This window comes from Pseudomonas alliivorans (assembly GCF_017826695.1).
In the GTDB taxonomy this organism is placed as follows: Bacteria; Pseudomonadota; Gammaproteobacteria; order Pseudomonadales; family Pseudomonadaceae; genus Aquipseudomonas; species Aquipseudomonas alliivorans.
In genome coordinates this window covers 235,703-250,616 of record NZ_JAFFZW010000003.1, presented here as the reverse complement: position 1 = coordinate 250,616, position 14,914 = coordinate 235,703, and the positions used below count along the sequence as shown (strand labels likewise).

14 protein-coding genes are annotated in these 14,914 nt (G+C 60.1%); 10 read left to right on the top strand and 4 right to left on the bottom strand.

Features of this window, described 5'->3' with window-relative positions:
- Positions 1-26: 26 nt before the first annotated feature.
- The 4 genes from JTJ32_RS10285 to ppx all read left to right on the top strand — a co-directional run bounded on the left by JTJ32_RS10285 (position 27) and on the right by ppx (position 3,738).
- On the top strand, positions 27-692 hold the full coding sequence (locus tag JTJ32_RS10285) for an amino acid ABC transporter permease (RefSeq protein WP_099228856.1): 666 nt from the start codon (positions 27-29) through the stop codon (positions 690-692).
- Positions 689-1,339, top strand: coding sequence for an amino acid ABC transporter permease (locus JTJ32_RS10280; protein ID WP_180274361.1), 651 nt, complete (start codon positions 689-691; stop codon positions 1,337-1,339). Before JTJ32_RS10285 ends, JTJ32_RS10280 begins: the two co-directional genes overlap by 4 nt.
- A complete protein-coding gene (locus tag JTJ32_RS10275; RefSeq protein WP_073170856.1) occupies positions 1,326-2,060 on the top strand; it encodes an amino acid ABC transporter ATP-binding protein in 735 nt (244 codons plus the stop codon). The genes JTJ32_RS10280 and JTJ32_RS10275 overlap by 14 nt, the downstream gene beginning before the upstream one ends.
- A 175-nt stretch (positions 2,061-2,235) precedes the next feature.
- Positions 2,236-3,738 carry an exopolyphosphatase gene (ppx, locus tag JTJ32_RS10270; RefSeq protein ID WP_099228858.1) on the top strand — a complete coding sequence of 501 codons (1,503 nt, stop codon included), beginning with the start codon at positions 2,236-2,238 and terminating at the stop codon, positions 3,736-3,738.
- On the opposite strand, the gene ppk1 is transcribed toward ppx, so the two are convergent.
- Both ppk1 and hemB read right to left on the bottom strand, forming a co-directional pair.
- Positions 3,725-5,875: a polyphosphate kinase 1 gene (ppk1, locus tag JTJ32_RS10265; protein WP_236059271.1), complete on the bottom strand. Its 2,151-nt coding sequence runs from the start codon at positions 5,873-5,875 to the stop codon at positions 3,725-3,727. The two genes, ppx and ppk1, sit on opposite strands and share 14 nt — an antisense overlap.
- Positions 5,876-5,951: 76 nt before the next feature.
- Positions 5,952-6,962: a porphobilinogen synthase gene (gene hemB, locus JTJ32_RS10260; protein ID WP_004886850.1), complete on the bottom strand. Its 1,011-nt coding sequence runs from the start codon at positions 6,960-6,962 to the stop codon at positions 5,952-5,954.
- A gap of 230 nt (positions 6,963-7,192) precedes the next feature.
- Here hemB and JTJ32_RS10255 point away from each other — a divergent pair, with 230 nt between their 5' ends.
- On the top strand, positions 7,193-7,852 hold the full coding sequence (locus JTJ32_RS10255; protein ID WP_099228860.1) for a DedA family protein: 660 nt from the start codon (positions 7,193-7,195) through the stop codon (positions 7,850-7,852).
- A gap of 153 nt (positions 7,853-8,005) precedes the next feature.
- A complete protein-coding gene (gene elbB, locus JTJ32_RS10250) occupies positions 8,006-8,674 on the top strand; it encodes an isoprenoid biosynthesis glyoxalase ElbB (RefSeq protein WP_210041948.1) in 669 nt (222 codons plus the stop codon).
- A gap of 153 nt (positions 8,675-8,827) precedes the next feature.
- On the opposite strand, the gene JTJ32_RS10245 is transcribed toward elbB, so the two are convergent.
- Positions 8,828-10,738, bottom strand: a complete 1,911-nt coding sequence (locus JTJ32_RS10245) for a cytochrome c/FTR1 family iron permease (protein WP_210041947.1) — start codon at positions 10,736-10,738, stop codon at positions 8,828-8,830.
- 349 nt (positions 10,739-11,087) lie between these two features.
- Here JTJ32_RS10245 and JTJ32_RS10240 point away from each other — a divergent pair, with 349 nt between their 5' ends.
- From JTJ32_RS10240 to JTJ32_RS10225, 4 genes are read left to right on the top strand one after another with little or no spacing between them, the layout of a single operon-like run.
- The gene (locus tag JTJ32_RS10240; RefSeq protein ID WP_210041946.1) at positions 11,088-12,485 is read left to right on the top strand and encodes a COG3014 family protein; all 1,398 of its coding nucleotides are present in this window, start codon (positions 11,088-11,090) and stop codon (positions 12,483-12,485) included.
- 13 nt (positions 12,486-12,498) lie between these two features.
- A complete protein-coding gene (locus JTJ32_RS10235; protein WP_210041945.1) occupies positions 12,499-12,870 on the top strand; it encodes a YcfL family putative periplasmic lipoprotein in 372 nt (123 codons plus the stop codon).
- A 38-nt stretch (positions 12,871-12,908) separates the two neighbouring features.
- The gene (gene lpoB / locus JTJ32_RS10230; RefSeq protein WP_099228864.1) at positions 12,909-13,496 is read left to right on the top strand and encodes a penicillin-binding protein activator LpoB; all 588 of its coding nucleotides are present in this window, start codon (positions 12,909-12,911) and stop codon (positions 13,494-13,496) included.
- 3 nt (positions 13,497-13,499) lie between these two features.
- Positions 13,500-14,240 carry a penicillin-binding protein activator LpoB gene (locus JTJ32_RS10225; RefSeq protein WP_210041944.1) on the top strand — a complete coding sequence of 247 codons (741 nt, stop codon included), beginning with the start codon at positions 13,500-13,502 and terminating at the stop codon, positions 14,238-14,240.
- 39 nt (positions 14,241-14,279) lie between these two features.
- Here the strand turns inward: JTJ32_RS10225 and JTJ32_RS10220 are convergent, their stop codons facing one another.
- Positions 14,280-14,906: a LysE family transporter gene (locus JTJ32_RS10220; RefSeq protein ID WP_083183531.1), complete on the bottom strand. Its 627-nt coding sequence runs from the start codon at positions 14,904-14,906 to the stop codon at positions 14,280-14,282.
- Positions 14,907-14,914 lie beyond the last annotated feature (8 nt).

Genomic DNA, 14,914 nt, shown 5'->3' with positions numbered 1-14,914 from the left:
CGTTTTCTGATTCACAGGGTTTGCCAATGGCTTATCACTTCGACTTTGCACCGGTTCTGCAGAACATTGATCTGCTGTTGCGCGGCGCATTATTCACACTGGAATTGACGGCCATTGGCACCGTGCTCGGCGTCAGCCTGGGGATCGTCGGTGCGGTCGTGAGGGCTTGGAAGATCCAGCCCTTTGCGACGATCTTTGCGGTGTACGTGGAGCTGATCCGCAATACACCGTTTCTGGTCCAGCTGTTCTTCATCTTTTTCGGCCTGCCCTCGCTGGGCATGCAGATATCGGAATGGCAGGCCGCCGTGCTGGCGATGGTGATCAATCTGGGGGCCTACTCGACGGAAATCATCCGGGCAGGCATCCAGGCGATCCCGAAAGGACAGCTTGAAGCCTCGGCCGCCCTGGCAATGAGTCGCTACGAGACCTTTCGCTATGTGGTGCTGGTTCCGGCCCTGCGCAAGGTATGGCCCGCGCTGAGCAGCCAGATCATCATTGTGATGCTGGGCTCGGCGGTCTGCTCGCAGATCGCGACGGAGGAGCTGAGCTTTTTCGCCAACTTCGTCCAGTCACGCAACTTCCGCTCGTTCGAGACCTACATCGTGACCACGCTGATCTATCTGGGCATGGCGCTGCTGATTCGTCAGTTGCTGGCCTGGATCGGACGTCGCTACATCTCGAGGAGCAGCTGATGGACTTTACCCTCTGGGACATCCTGCGCAATCTATTGACCGGCCTGCAATGGACGGTGGCCCTGTCGCTGGTGGCTTTTATCGGTGGCGGGCTGATCGGCCTGCTGGTAATGGGCATGCGCACCTCGGAGAAATCCGGGCCGCGTGTGGCAGCCAGCTTATATATAGAGCTGTTTCAAGGCACACCGCTTTTGATGCAGCTGTTTCTGGTGTTCTTCGGCGTTGCGCTGATGGGGATGGATATTTCCCCGTGGGCCGCAGCCGCTCTGGCACTGACGCTGTTCACCAGCGCCTATCTGGCTGAAATCTGGCGCGGGTGCGTCGAATCGATTTCCAAGGGCCAGTGGGAAGCGTCGGCCAGTCTGGCCCTGAGCCCGTTCGAGCAGATGCGCTACGTGATCCTGCCACAGGCGTTGCGTATTGCAATTGCGCCAACGGTCGGCTTCTCGGTGCAGGTGGTCAAAGGTACGGCCGTGACCTCGATCATCGGCTTCACCGAATTGACCAAGACCGGCAGCATGCTGGCCAACGCCACCTTCGAACCTTTCATGGTCTATGGCTTCGTTGCCCTGGGCTATTTCATCCTTTGCTATCCGTTGTCGCTCTGCGCGCGCCATCTGGAAAGGAGACTGCATGCCTCTGCTTAGAATTTCCGCCCTGCACAAGTACTACGGCGACCATCACGTTCTCAAAGGCATCGACCTCTCCGTGGAAGAAGGCCAGGTGGTGGCGATCATCGGTCGCAGCGGCTCGGGCAAGAGCACGCTGCTGCGCACGCTGAACGGGCTGGAGTCGATCAACGACGGTGTGATCGAGGTCGATGGCGAGTATCTGGACGCCGCCCGCGCCGATCTGCGTACGTTGCGGCAGAAGGTCGGCATGGTGTTCCAGCAGTTCAACCTGTTCCCGCACCTGAGCGTGGGCGAAAACGTGATGCTCGCGCCACAGGTCGTGCAGAAAGTGCCCAAGGCAGAAGCTGCGAAGCTGGCGAGGCAGATGCTGGAGCGCGTCGGGCTGGGTGAGAAGTTCGATGCATTCCCGGATCGTCTTTCGGGCGGACAACAGCAACGCGTAGCGATAGCCCGTGCGCTGGCCATGTCGCCAAAGGTGCTGCTGTGCGACGAGATCACTTCGGCGCTGGACCCGGAGTTGGTCAACGAGGTGCTCAGCGTCGTGCGCCAGTTGGCGGCCGATGGCATGACCCTGATCATGGTCACCCACGAAATGCGCTTCGCCCGGGAAGTGGGCGACAAACTGGTGTTCATGCACCAGGGCAAGGTGCATGAAGTGGGCGACCCGAAAGAACTGTTCGCCAACCCGAAGACGCCGGAACTGGCCAACTTCATCGGGACGGTGGAACAGGCGTGAAACACATCACCAGCCCCTGACTGATCGCACATCACATCAAGGGGCGCACGCGAAGTGGGTGTGTGACCACAGAACGAAGTAATACCGGGTATTTCCGCCGCCTGGACAGCTTCGCGTTGGCGGCAGAGGTGGATCGTGGCACGATGGCGCGGTTATCGAACGGGATTGCCAGACCATGCCGCACTCTAAACCCAAGAATCTTTCACTGATCGCCGCTATCGACCTGGGCTCCAACAGCTTCCATATGGTTGTGGCAAAAGCCAATCAGGGCGAAATTCGCATTCTTGAGCGCCTGGGCGAGAAGGTGCAGTTGGCAGCCGGAATTACCGAAGAGCGCCAGCTCACTGAAGAATCGATGCAGCGAGGCCTCGACTGCCTCAAGCGCTTCGCCCAACTGATCAACGGCCTGCCGCTCGGCGCCGTGCGCATCGTGGGCACCAACGCCCTGCGCGAAGCCCGCAACCGCAACGAATTCATTCACCGCGCCGAAGAAATCCTCGGCCATCCGGTGGAAGTCATCTCCGGTCGTGAAGAAGCACGCCTCATTTATCTGGGCGTCTCCCACACACTGGCAGACACCCCCGGCAAACGCCTCGTCGCCGATATCGGCGGTGGCAGTACCGAGTTCATCATCGGCCAGCGTTTCGAACCGCTGCTGCGCGAAAGCCTGCAGATGGGCTGCGTGAGTTTCACTCAGCGCTACTTCCGCGACGGCAAGGTGACGCCGGCCCGCTACGCCCAGGCCTACACCGCTGCCCGACTGGAAATCATGAGCATCGAGCACGCGCTGCATCGCCTGAAGTGGGATGAAGCCATCGGCTCGTCCGGCACCATTCGCGCAATTGGCGTGGCACTCAAGACCAATGGCTATGGCGCAGGCGAGGTCAACGCCGAAGGGCTGGCCTGGCTCAAGCGCAAACTGTTCAAGCTGGGCGACGTCGAGAAGATCGACTTCGACGGCATCAAGCCCGACCGCCGTGCGATTTTCCCGGCCGGTCTGGCGATTCTGGAGGCGATTTTCGACGCCCTCGAACTCAAGCGCATGGACCATTGCGAAGGTGCGCTGCGTGAAGGCGTGTTGTATGACCTGATGGGTCGCCATCACCACGAAGACGTGCGCGAACGCACGCTGACGTCGCTGATGGAGCGCTACCACGTCGACATGGAGCAGGCTGCTCGCGTCGAAGCCAAGGCGTTGCATGCGCTGGAGCAGGTCGCCGACAGTTGGGACCTGCAGCACGAGAGTTATGCCGAGCTGTTGAGCTGGGCCGCCAAGGTGCATGAAGTGGGGCTGGACATCGCCCACTATCATTACCACAAGCATGGCGCTTACTTGATCGAGCACTCTGACCTGGCCGGTTTCTCACGCGAAGACCAGCAAATGCTCGCGCTGTTGGTGCGCGGTCATCGCCGTAACATTCCCAAGGACAAGTTCGCCGAGTTCGGCGATGAAGGCATCAAGCTGATTCGCCTGTGCGTGCTGCTGCGCTTCGCGATTCTGTTCCACCACATTCGCGGCACCCAGGAGATGCCACGTGTGGTGCTGCGCGCCGACGGTCCGAATCTGGATGCAGAGTTCCCGGACGGCTGGCTGGAAAACAACCAGCTGACTCAGGCCGACTTCGCGCTGGAAGCGGAGTGGCTGACCCGAGTCGGCATCGTCTTCAGCGTACGCTGAGGACCGGGTTGCTCAGGCGCTCCAGCAGGGTCGCCTGGGCGCTTCGAGCGTTCTGGTTACCGGTCGGCGTGCTGCGCACGTAACGGCCGTCAGACTGCAACAGCCAGCTGTGGGTGTTGTCGGTCAGGTAGCTTTCCAGCTCCTTCTTCACCCGCAGGATCAACTTCTTGCCTTCCACCGGGAAGCAGGTCTCGACACGCTTGTCGAGGTTGCGCTCCATCCAGTCGGCACTGGACAGGAACATCTGCTCGTCGCCGCCATTGAGGAAGTAGAAGACCCGCGTGTGCTCCAGAAAGCGTCCGATAATCGAGCGCACATGAATATTGTGCGAGACCCCGGCGATGCCCGGACGCAGGCAGCACATGCCGCGCACCACCAGATCGATACGCACCCCTGACTGACTGGCCTTGTACAGCGCGCGGATGATCTTCGGATCGGTCAACGAATTGAACTTGGCAATGATGTGCGCAGGCTTGCCATCGACCGCGAACTGCGTTTCGCGGGCAATCATGTCGAGCATGCCTTTCTTGAGCGTGAACGGCGCGTGCAGCAGCTTTTTCATGCGTAGCGTCTTGCCCATGCCGATCAGTTGGCTGAACAGCTTGCCAACGTCCTCGCACAGCGCATCATCCGAGGTCAGCAGGCTGTAGTCGGTGTAAAGACGGGCGTTACCAGCGTGATAGTTGCCGGTACCCAGGTGCGCGTAACGCACGATCTCGCCCGCCTCGCGACGCAGGATCAGCATCATCTTGGCGTGGGTCTTGAAACCAACCACACCGTAGATCACCACCGCGCCGGCAGCCTGCAGACGGCTGGCCAGTTGCAGGTTGGATTCTTCGTCGAAGCGGGCACGCAACTCGATCACCGCCGTGACTTCCTTGCCGTTACGCGCCGCATCAACCAGCGCATCGACAATTTCCGAGTTCGCGCCGCTGCGATACAGCGTCTGACGCACGGCCAGTACATGCGGGTCTTTCGCGGCCTGACGCAGCAAATCCACGACCGGCGTGAAGGACTCGAAAGGGTGCAGCAAGAGAATGTCCTGCTTGCTGATCACGCTGAAGATGTTTTCGCTGTTCTGCAGCAGCTTGGGAATCGCCGGAGTGAACGGCAGGTACTGCAGCTCCGGATGGCTGTCCAGACCGGTAATGCTGAACAGACGCGTGAGGTTGACCGGGCCATTGACCTGATACAGCTCGGACTCGGTCAGATTGAACTGCTTGAGCAGGTAGTCGGACAGGTGCTTGGGACAGGTGTCCGCCACTTCCAGACGCACCGCGTCGCCATAACGACGCGAGAACAGTTCGCCGCGCAGGGCACGCGCAAGGTCTTCCACGTCTTCCGAATCCAGTGCCAGGTCGGCGTTACGGGTCAGTCGGAACTGGTAGCAGCCCTTGACCTTCATGCCCTGGAACAGGTCATCAGCGTGAGCGTGAATCATCGACGACAGGAACACGAAATTGTCGCCCGGCCCGCAGACCTCTTCCGGCACCTTGATGATGCGCGGCAACAGACGAGGCGCCGGGATGATCGCCAGACCCGAATCGCGACCGAACGCATCGATACCTTCGAGCTCGACGATGAAGTTCAGGCTCTTGTTGACCAGCAAAGGGAACGGGTGCGTCGGGTCCAGGCCGATCGGGGTGATGATCGGTGCAATCTCGTCGCGGAAATAACGACGAACCCAGGCCTTCAGCTTCGCGGTCCAGTGACGGCGACGAATGAAACGGACCTGGTGTTTCTCCAGTTCCGGCAGAAGAATATCGTTGAGGATCGCGTACTGACGGTCGACATGACCGTGAACCAGTTCGCTGATACGGGCCAGCGCCTGATGCGGTTGCAAGCCGTCGGCACCGGCCTGTTCGCGAGCAAAGGTAATCTGCTTCTTGAGGCCCGCGACACGAATCTCGAAGAACTCATCGAGGTTGCTGGAGAAGATCAGCAAAAACTTCAGCCGCTCCAGCAACGGGTAGGACTCATCGAGCGCCTGCTCCAGAACCCGTATGTTGAACTGCAACTGGGACAGTTCGCGATGAATATACAGGCTGCTGTCGTCCAGGTTCGGCGCGACAACGGCAGGCACCACGGCAGCCGGAGCCTCGATGGTCGTTATTACCTCGATGTCAGGGTCAACCATGGGTGCAGTCTCCTGAATATCGACTTCAACAGCGGCTTCGATGAGTCCTTCGGTATTCATGAATGTTCCTGTGAGGCTATTGCCCTTTCAGCAGTTGAGCAGCGCGTACGGCAAAATACGTGAGAATGCCGTCAGCTCCTGCGCGTTTGAAGGCGGTGAGGGACTCCAGAATCACCCCTTCACTCAGCCAGCCGTTCTGGATTGCAGCCATGTGCATGGCATATTCGCCACTGACCTGATACACAAAGGTCGGCACCTTGAACTCATCCTTGACCCGATGAAGGATGTCCAGGTACGGCATACCCGGTTTGACCATCACCATGTCCGCGCCCTCGGACAGATCCGCCGCCACTTCATGCAGCGCTTCATTGCTGTTGGCCGGGTCCATCTGATAGGACGCCTTGTTGGCCTTGCCCAGGTTCAGTGAAGAACCTACCGCATCGCGGAACGGACCGTAATAGGCGCTGGCGTATTTCGCCGAGTAGGCCATGATCCGTACGTTGACGTGCCCGGCCAGTTCCAACGCTTCACGAATTGCCTGGATACGACCGTCCATCATGTCGGACGGGGCAACCACCTGCGCGCCGGCATCGGCATGGGACAAGGCCTGCTTGACCAGCGCGTCGACCGTAATGTCGTTCTGCACGTAGCCTTCTTCGTCGAGAATGCCGTCCTGCCCGTGCGTGGTAAACGGATCCAGCGCCACGTCAGTGATGACGCCCAGCTCGGGAAAGCGGTCACGCAGGGCGCGGGTCGCACGCTGGGCAATGCCTTCCGGGTTCCAGGCTTCAGCGCCATCCAGGGATTTCTTTTCAGGCGGCGTCACCGGAAACAGCGCCAGCGCAGGAATGCCCAGCGCGACCCAGCTTTCGGCTTCCTTGAGCAGCAGGTCGACACTCAGACGCTCGACGCCTGGCATCGAGGCCACGGTTTCACGACGGTTTTCACCATCGAGTACGAATACGGGAAGAATCAGGTCGTCGACGGTAACAACGTTTTCGCGGACCAGCCGACGGGAAAAGTCGTCGCGGCGATTACGGCGCAGACGAGTGAGAGGAAACAGGCGGTTAGCGGGGGTAAAGCTCACGGCGAGACTCCTGAGCCCGCTTACGCGGGCAAGCGCGACAGTTATAAGCCGCCATTATGACCAATGTGTGACAGTCATGGTTCGACCTGCGACTGCAGGCCGCAGCGGCGCAACTGGAGAGAAAGGATCATTGTCACTGCAAGAATCTTTAACGTCGAGACACATATGGACACTTTCATCCTTGCGTTGGGCGCGTTAGGCTGCGCGTTCATTTCGCCAGCATCCAGACAATGCTCCAGAATTTCTTGAATGAGTTCGGCTACTTCGCCCTCTTCCTCGGCACCTTCTTTGAAGGCGAGACCATTCTGGTTCTTGCCGGATTTCTGGCTTTCCGTGGATACATGGATCTCAACATCGTCATCCTCGTGGCCTTCTGCGGAAGCTACGCGGGCGATCAGCTGTGGTACTTCATGGGGCGCAAGCACGGTCGCAAACTGCTTGCCCGAAAACCTCGCTGGCAGCTCATGGGCGACAAGGCGCTGAGGCTCGTGCGCAAACACCCGGACATCTGGGTGCTGAGCTTTCGCTTCGTCTACGGACTGCGAACCGTCATGCCGGTGGCCATCGGTCTGTCCGGCTACCCGCCAGGACGCTACCTGCTGCTCAACGGCATCGGCGCGGCAGTCTGGGCCGCAGCGCTGGGCTCGGCGGCGTACCATTTCGGCGCGGTGCTGGAAGGTCTGCTGGGTAACGTCAAGAAATACGAACTCTGGGTGCTCGGTGCCCTGATTCTTCTGGGCCTGGGTCTGTGGCTGCGTCGCCGCATCAAGAATGCCCGCATCGCCCGCGAGGCCCGTGCAGAGCGACAATGCTGCGCATCGTCAGCGGCTTCCGATCTGGACATGCCGGTCGAGGTCCCGCTGGACCTGAAGAAAAAATCCGACGACTGAACACCTGTCGATTTCTCCGGGCGCAGGCCAGAACACCTCGCCCGAATGCTGCACCCTTCCCTGCCGGATCCCGCCTCGACATGACGCGACACTGAACAGATGACGCTCAATGTGTTCCATTGGTAGATGCGTCATGACCAGGGAGTCGAAATCATGCAAAAGAAAGTGGCTGTGATCCTGTCCGGCTGCGGCGTCTATGACGGTGCCGAAATCCACGAAAGCGTCCTGACCCTGCTGCGCCTCGATCAGCGTGGCGCACAGGTGCAGTGTTTCGCGCCGAACATCGCGCAGCACCATGTCGTCAATCACCTGACCGGCGAAGAAATGCCTGAGACCCGCAATGTGCTGGTCGAGTCGGCACGCATTGCACGTGGCGAAGTGAAAGACCTGCGTGAGGCTGACGTCAACGATTTCGACGCACTGATCGTGCCGGGCGGCTTTGGCTCGGCGAAGAATCTGTCGGACTTTGCACAGCAGGGCCAGGCGTGTCAGGTGAACGCCGAACTGCTGGCACTGGCCGAAGCCTTTGCTCTGGCGAGCAAGCCGGTTGGGCTGATCTGCATCACGCCAGCCCTCGCCGCCAAGATCTACGGTCCGGGCGTGACCTGCACCATCGGCAACGACCCGGAAACGGCAGCCGCGATCACCAAAATGGGCGGGGCGCATCAGGACTGTGACGTGTCGGAGATCGTGGAAGACGAGGCGCGAAAACTGGTCAGCACCCCGGCCTACATGGTCGCCAAAAGCATCAGCGAAGCGGCGTCCGGCATCAACAAGCTGGTTGATCGCGTGCTGGAACTGACCCAGGAACAGGGTGCGTAACGGACGTTATTACGCTCCGCGCTCTACGCAAGCCTCATTGGATGAATTCACATCTGTGGGAGGCGGCTTGCCAGCGATGCGACCTGTCAGACAACCTTTCGCAACCTGACCTGACGCGATCGCCGGCAGCCGCCTCCCACGATGTTGTACTTTTTAGCCCGGCCTCTGATCAGCCATTTGAAGCCTGCGCCTCTCCGCCAGACGACTGCGGCCATAGAGCACTGCAATCGCTGTCAGTGCGACAGCCTGCGCGCCGAGCGAGTAGGCGTCGGCATGAATCCCCAGCCAGTCGAATTCGAAGAACGGCACTGGCCGTGTGCCGAACACGCCGGCTTCCTGCAAGGCTTTGACGCCATGACCGGCAAACACCACCGAAAGCGCGCACAGCAGGGCTGCATTGATACCGAAGAACAGCGTCAATGGCAGTTTCGCCGAGCCGCGCAGGATGATCCACGCCAGACCGACCAGCAACACCAGCGCTGTTGCGCCGCCCGCCAGCACCGCGTTATGCCCTGCAGGACCTGCCTGGAGCCATAGGGTCTCGTAAAACAGGATGACCTCGAACAGTTCGCGGTACACCGAGAAGAACGCCAGTACGGCGAAGCCGAAACGCCCTCCGCCTCCAACCAGACTGCTCTTCACGTAATCCTGCCAGGCCGCGGCATGACGTCGGTCATGCATCCACACACCCAGCCACAGCACCATCACACTGGCGAACAACGCAGTCGCGCCCTCCAGCAGCTCGCGCTGCGCGCCACTCACGTCGATCACGTAGGCTGCCAGCGCCCAGGTTGCAAGGCCTGCCAGCAGCGCCAGGCCCCAGCCTACGTTGACGCTGCGCACCGCCGATTGCTGTCCGGTGTTGCGCAGAAATGCCAGAATGGCGGCCAACACCAGAATGGCTTCCAGCCCTTCGCGCAGCAGAATCAGCAGACCGGAAATGTAGCTCAAGGACAGGCTCAGGCCATCGCTGCCCAGCAGGTCAGCGGACTGCTTGAGTTTGGCCTTTGCCGCTTCCAGCTTCTGCGCCGCCTGCGCCACCGGCAGGCCGTCCTGCAACGACTGACGATAAGCCATCAGGCTCTTTTCAGTGTCCTTGCGCACGTCCGCATCGACGTTGTCCAGCGAGCTTTCGACCAGTTCGAAGCCTTCCAGGTAGGCCGCAACCGACAAGTCGTAAGCCTGCTCGCGATCACCCGACCGGTAAGCAGCCAGACTCTTGTCCAGGGTCGCGCTGGTGTAGTCGAGCAACTGCGCGGGGCCGCGTTGAACCTGCGGTGGCTGTGAACGCTGAGCACGGAATGTGGCCGCAGCTTCAGGGCCTTCGGCTGCCTGAATCTCCGCAGGCGTCTGGCGCGCCAGGTCCGCCAGATTGAATGTCTTGGTCGGGTTGGCGACAGGTTGTGCGCTGAAGCTGGCGATGTAGGTTGCGATGTCCCAGCGCTGGCGGTCATCCAGCTGGTCGGCGAAGGCTGGCATGTCGGTGCCCGCAATGCCCAGCCCCGTAGCGCTGTAAAGGCTGTAAAGACTCAGGCGATCCAGTCGTGCGGCGTCGCGCAGGTTTCCTGGCGCTGGCTCAAGGCCAATACCGGCGGGACCGTCACCGGCGCCCGTGTCGCCATGGCAAACCGAACAATGCTGCGCGTACAGCGGCGCACCGCGCGCAGGATCCGGGGTGATGGCCGGTGCCTGACTGACTTCATAGGCGAGCGCCAGCCTTGCACCCAGTTGTCTGGCCTGACGAGCCACGAGCGTGCCGTCCTGTCGTTTGTCCACGACGCCCTTGAGGTCTGCTGCGCCCTTCTCCAACTCGGCACGTTCGGTCCGCTGCGGCAGCGCAACGATCAGGCTTTGAAGCGCGCTCAACGCGTCGATCTGCTTCTGGTACCCGGCACCGTCGATGACCTTGCCGTCCGCAACCGTCGCCGGATAGTCCGCACTGAGGTAATCCAGCACATGCAGCGCCTGGGCTGCGCCCTCAACGGGGTCGGCCAACGCACCGAAGCTGCAGAGCAACAGCATGGACGCCAGCAGCCGGACAAGTGAACGAGAGAGCAGGTGCATTGGTGAATCTCAATAAGAATGCGATGCGTTGCATTGTTCACGTCAAACAGACGCTACTCAATACTCCGGACGCATTTTTGTTACAGCGTTTTACAAAACCCGCCGTGCCTGATGTGATTCGAAGGTCCCTTGCGCAGCCAAGGTAAGACTTGCTCCGCCTGCCAGGTAGGAATTGCCTGTAATCAGCGTGCGATATCAAAAAGCCATTGTCATACCGTTTTACCGGCTTATAATCCCGCGCCCGCTTGCTGGATCCAGTCAGCCAAAGCGGCCTCATGATTCGAACAGAGCCTGTTCGACCACGGCAGGCCTTGTCGCCTCGCTTGTCATCTAAGGGAATAGAACGTCCATGCCTCCTCGCGCCCTGACTACGCTCGTGCTGATTTCCGCTGTGCAACTGGCAGGCTGTTCTGCCTTTCGCAGCTACGACAACGAGTTGAAGGAAACCAATCAGCAACTGGCCACCGGCAATGTCGACGCGGCGATCGGCAACCTCGAAAAGAACAACACGGGCGAAGACAAGGACCTTCTCTATTACTTCGAGAAAGGCGAGTTGCTGCGGGCGAAAGGTGACTTCGCCGGCAGCCAGACGGCCTGGCGCGCGGCTGATCAAGTGGTCCTCAAGTGGGAAGAATCCGTCCGCCTCGATACCGACAAATACCTGGCCCAGTTCGGCAGCTTCCTGATCAACGACAAGGTGCGTCGCTACGAAGGCTATGACTATGAAAAAGTCATGCTGACCACCCAGATGGCGCTCAACCAGTTGGCGCGCAACGATTTCGATGGCGCCCGCACCGAGATCAAGAAGACGCACGAGCGCGAAGCCGTGATCGCCGAGTTGCGTGACAAGGAATACCTCAAGAGCGAACAGGAAGCCGAAAACCGGGGCGTGAAGACCGAGTTCAAGGACCTGCGCGGTTACCCGGTCGCCTCACTGAATGCACCGGAAGTGGTCAGCCTGAAAAACAGCTACCAGAGTGCGTTCAGTCATTACCTGTCGGGCTTTGTCTACGAAGCCCTCGGGGAAAAAGGCCTCGCAGCCCCCGGCTATCGCAAGGCCGCAGAATTGCGCCCCAATACGCCGCTACTGGAACAGGCCCTTCAAGACCTCGACGCCGCCGCCAGCAAAGACGGCAACAGTGACGTGCTGATTGTTGTGCAAAGCGGCTTCGCCCCGGCTCGCGATTCAGTGAGCATTCCGTTGCCGCTGCCCATCAGCGGCAATCTGGTCATCACGCCGCTGTCGTTCCCGGTCATCAGGCCCGACACCACGACACCGTCCTTCAACCAGATTACCCTGGACGGGAAACCACTGAACCTGACCTTGCTCAACAGCACCACTGACATGTCCCGCCGTGCCCTGCGCGATGACATGCCCGGCATCATTCTGCGCACCACCGTGCGAGCCATTACCCGAGGCGTCGCCCAGAAGCAGATCAATGACACCAACCCGCTGGCCGGCCTGGCCGTCGGTATCGCCTCGGCCATCACCGAAGGCGCGGACACCCGTACATGGCGTACGTTGCCCGACAACACACTGGTGGCGCGCCTGCGCCTGACGCACGGCGAACACCAGATCATTCTGCCCAACGCACTGGGCGGCTCGCATGTACGGGTCAATGTCGATCAGCGCTATCAGGTGATCCCGTTGCGGGCGCTGGGCAGTCAGGTCTATGCGGGCAGTCTGGCCGCTCAGGTCATGCCGTCGAACGTGCCGCAAGCCCTCGCCACCGTCAAACAACCTTGATCGGAGATATTCCATGCGCATGAAGATTCTCGGCGCGCTGAGCCTGGCCGTGTTGGCCGGCTGCGCAACGCAACCACCGCCCGCTCCGGGCAGCGCCGCCAGCAAAGTGGTGGCGATGGGTGACATCAAACACATCGAAGTCGGCGCCATGCGCGTAGCGCGTGAAAACGGTTTTCTGACCGTCAAGGCGCAACTGACCAACACCAGCAGCCGCAACCGAATGATGTATTACCGCTTTGCCTGGCTGGGCAATGACGGCTTCCCTGTCGCCGATGAAGAAAGCTGGAAAAGCATGACGCTGTACGGCTCACAGAGCACCGTGCTGCCAGCCATCGCGCCGGTTCCTCGCGCCACTGATTTCCGTATCGAAATCAACACGCCTTGATCGGCCCACTCTTTCGCCCAGTTCTGGAGAACCTTCATATGTTTACCCGCTTCTGCTCCATCGCCACTGTTGCTCTGCTGGTCACCGGCTGTGCCAACAACTCGCCGGGTCTTGGCAGCAAGAACATCAGCTACGGCGACACCAAGGCTGTCGAGACGATCACCAATGAGTTCGGCTCCACCGACCTGCAGATGATCGCCGAAAGCATGACCCGCTCCCTTGCGCAGTCCGGCGTTCTGCAAGGTCGTCCGGTGGTTCAGGTCTACGATGTGAAGAACAAGACCAGCGAGTACATCGATACCCGCGAGATCACCACGTCGATCAAGACCCAGTTGATGAAAAGCGGCACCGCCCGTTTCGCCAGCGATGACAACCAGATGCAGAATCAGGTCGATCAGCTCAAGCTGCAGAACCAGAGTGGCCTGTACAAGAAAAACACCGTCGCCAAGACCGGCAACATGATCGCCGCCCAATACCGCCTGGAAGGTTCGATCAGTTCCATCGTCAAGCGCAGCAGCGACTACAAGGACGTCTTTTACAAATTCAGCCTGCAACTGGTCGACGTCGAAAGCGGTCTGGCCGAGTGGATGGACGAGAAAGAAATTCGCAAAACCACGGAGCGTTAACAGATGCGCGCATGGATCGGCATTATCGGCATCGTCTGCGCTTTCGGAGCGCACGCTGCGCCAAAAATCGCAGTGACAGACATGGCTTTTCAGGAACGTGTGGAGCAGTACATCCACACTGTTTCGTCTCGCAGTAACATGCAGGCCAACTACTACAGCGCCAGCGGCTCGTCGAGCTATGACGAGTACGAGTCGCGAACCAGCTACATCGAGCAGAGCGAACTGCGCAAGTTCAGCGGCGACATCAAGGGCGAGATCATCAAATCCGGGATGTTCCAGCTGGTGCAGGCCACGCCATACACTGCCGGCGCCAAGGAAGATGTCTACGACGTCATCAAGCGCATCAAGAATGGCAACTTCAAGGGCGCGGACTATGTGCTGTTCGGCACCCTGTCCGACATCGACTTCCAGCAGGACGTCGGCGATATCGCCAACACCAACGCCTACTCGGCCACGCTGGGGCTGACCCTGGTCGCCGATTTCAGCCTGATCGACACGCGCACTTACGAAATCACCTCGGCCTTCACCGCCATGGGTGAGGGCCAGGACACCAAGCTGGTGAACAGCCGCGATATCAAAGTCTCGCTGAACCGCCCCAGGGTGGTCCGCGACGTTTCGAAATCGATTGGTGAGGACGTGGCGCGCCAGTTGCGTGAACAGCTGCGGGGCGAAGTGGAATACACCGGGCAACCTTCGCCACAGAACAGCCTGCCAAGAGACGAAGCCCCGAAAATCCTGCGCTGAGTGCAGGTTTCAGGGCTTGGGAACTTGGGAAGGGGTTGATCAGGCGCGATGCAGGGTCGCGATGAAACCGGCAGCCCCGACGAACAGACTGGCAAAGGTCCGGTTCAGACGACGCTGCTGGCGTGGCGTCTTCAAGGTGCGCAGAATTTTCGACGCCAGTCCGGTGTAGCCCGCCATCACGATCAGGTCCACCACGACCATGGTCGCCGCAATGATCACGTACTGCATCAGCATGGGCGCGGCCGGATCGACGAACTGAGGCAGGATCGCCAGCATGAACACCATCGCCTTGGGGTTGCTGATGTTGACCAGAAAACCACGCAGCGCCAGTTCCATCGGTGTTCCGGCCGGACGGTCCGCCGACTCATCGGAAAGGTCCATCGGCAGCGCCCGCCACTGCTTGACGCCCAGGTAGATCAGATACGCCACGCCAAACCACTTGATCAGGGTGAACGCCAGTTCGGAAGCCGCAAGCACGGCGCCCAGTCCGGCCGCGACAATCGCGATCTGCGTGACGAGCGCTACTTGCAGCCCCAATGCGTTCCAGTAGCCGCGCAGAAAACCGAAGCGCAGGCCGCAGGACATCGAGGCAATTGCACCCGCGCCCGGAGAAAGACTGATAATCCAGCAGGCCGCAAAGAAGCCCAGCCACGTTTCAAACGTCATCACACACC

Excerpts from the sequence above, each read along its gene's own strand:
- JTJ32_RS10285 (WP_099228856.1), top strand. The coding sequence starts at position 27 with ATGGCTTATCACTTCGACTTTGCACCGGTTCTGCAGAACATTGATCTG.
- JTJ32_RS10275 (WP_073170856.1), top strand. The coding sequence starts at position 1,326 with ATGCCTCTGCTTAGAATTTCCGCCCTGCACAAGTACTACGGCGACCAT.
- ppx (WP_099228858.1), top strand. The coding sequence starts at position 2,236 with ATGCCGCACTCTAAACCCAAGAATCTTTCACTGATCGCCGCTATCGAC.
- ppk1 (WP_236059271.1), bottom strand. The coding sequence starts at position 5,875 with ATGGTTGACCCTGACATCGAGGTAATAACGACCATCGAGGCTCCGGCT.
- JTJ32_RS10255 (WP_099228860.1), top strand. The coding sequence starts at position 7,193 with ATGCTCCAGAATTTCTTGAATGAGTTCGGCTACTTCGCCCTCTTCCTC.
- elbB (WP_210041948.1), top strand. The coding sequence starts at position 8,006 with ATGCAAAAGAAAGTGGCTGTGATCCTGTCCGGCTGCGGCGTCTATGAC.
- JTJ32_RS10245 (WP_210041947.1), bottom strand. The coding sequence starts at position 10,738 with ATGCACCTGCTCTCTCGTTCACTTGTCCGGCTGCTGGCGTCCATGCTG.
- JTJ32_RS10240 (WP_210041946.1), top strand. The coding sequence starts at position 11,088 with ATGCCTCCTCGCGCCCTGACTACGCTCGTGCTGATTTCCGCTGTGCAA.
- JTJ32_RS10235 (WP_210041945.1), top strand. The coding sequence starts at position 12,499 with ATGCGCATGAAGATTCTCGGCGCGCTGAGCCTGGCCGTGTTGGCCGGC.
- lpoB (WP_099228864.1), top strand. The coding sequence starts at position 12,909 with ATGTTTACCCGCTTCTGCTCCATCGCCACTGTTGCTCTGCTGGTCACC.
- JTJ32_RS10225 (WP_210041944.1), top strand. The coding sequence starts at position 13,500 with ATGCGCGCATGGATCGGCATTATCGGCATCGTCTGCGCTTTCGGAGCG.
- JTJ32_RS10220 (WP_083183531.1), bottom strand. The coding sequence starts at position 14,906 with ATGACGTTTGAAACGTGGCTGGGCTTCTTTGCGGCCTGCTGGATTATC.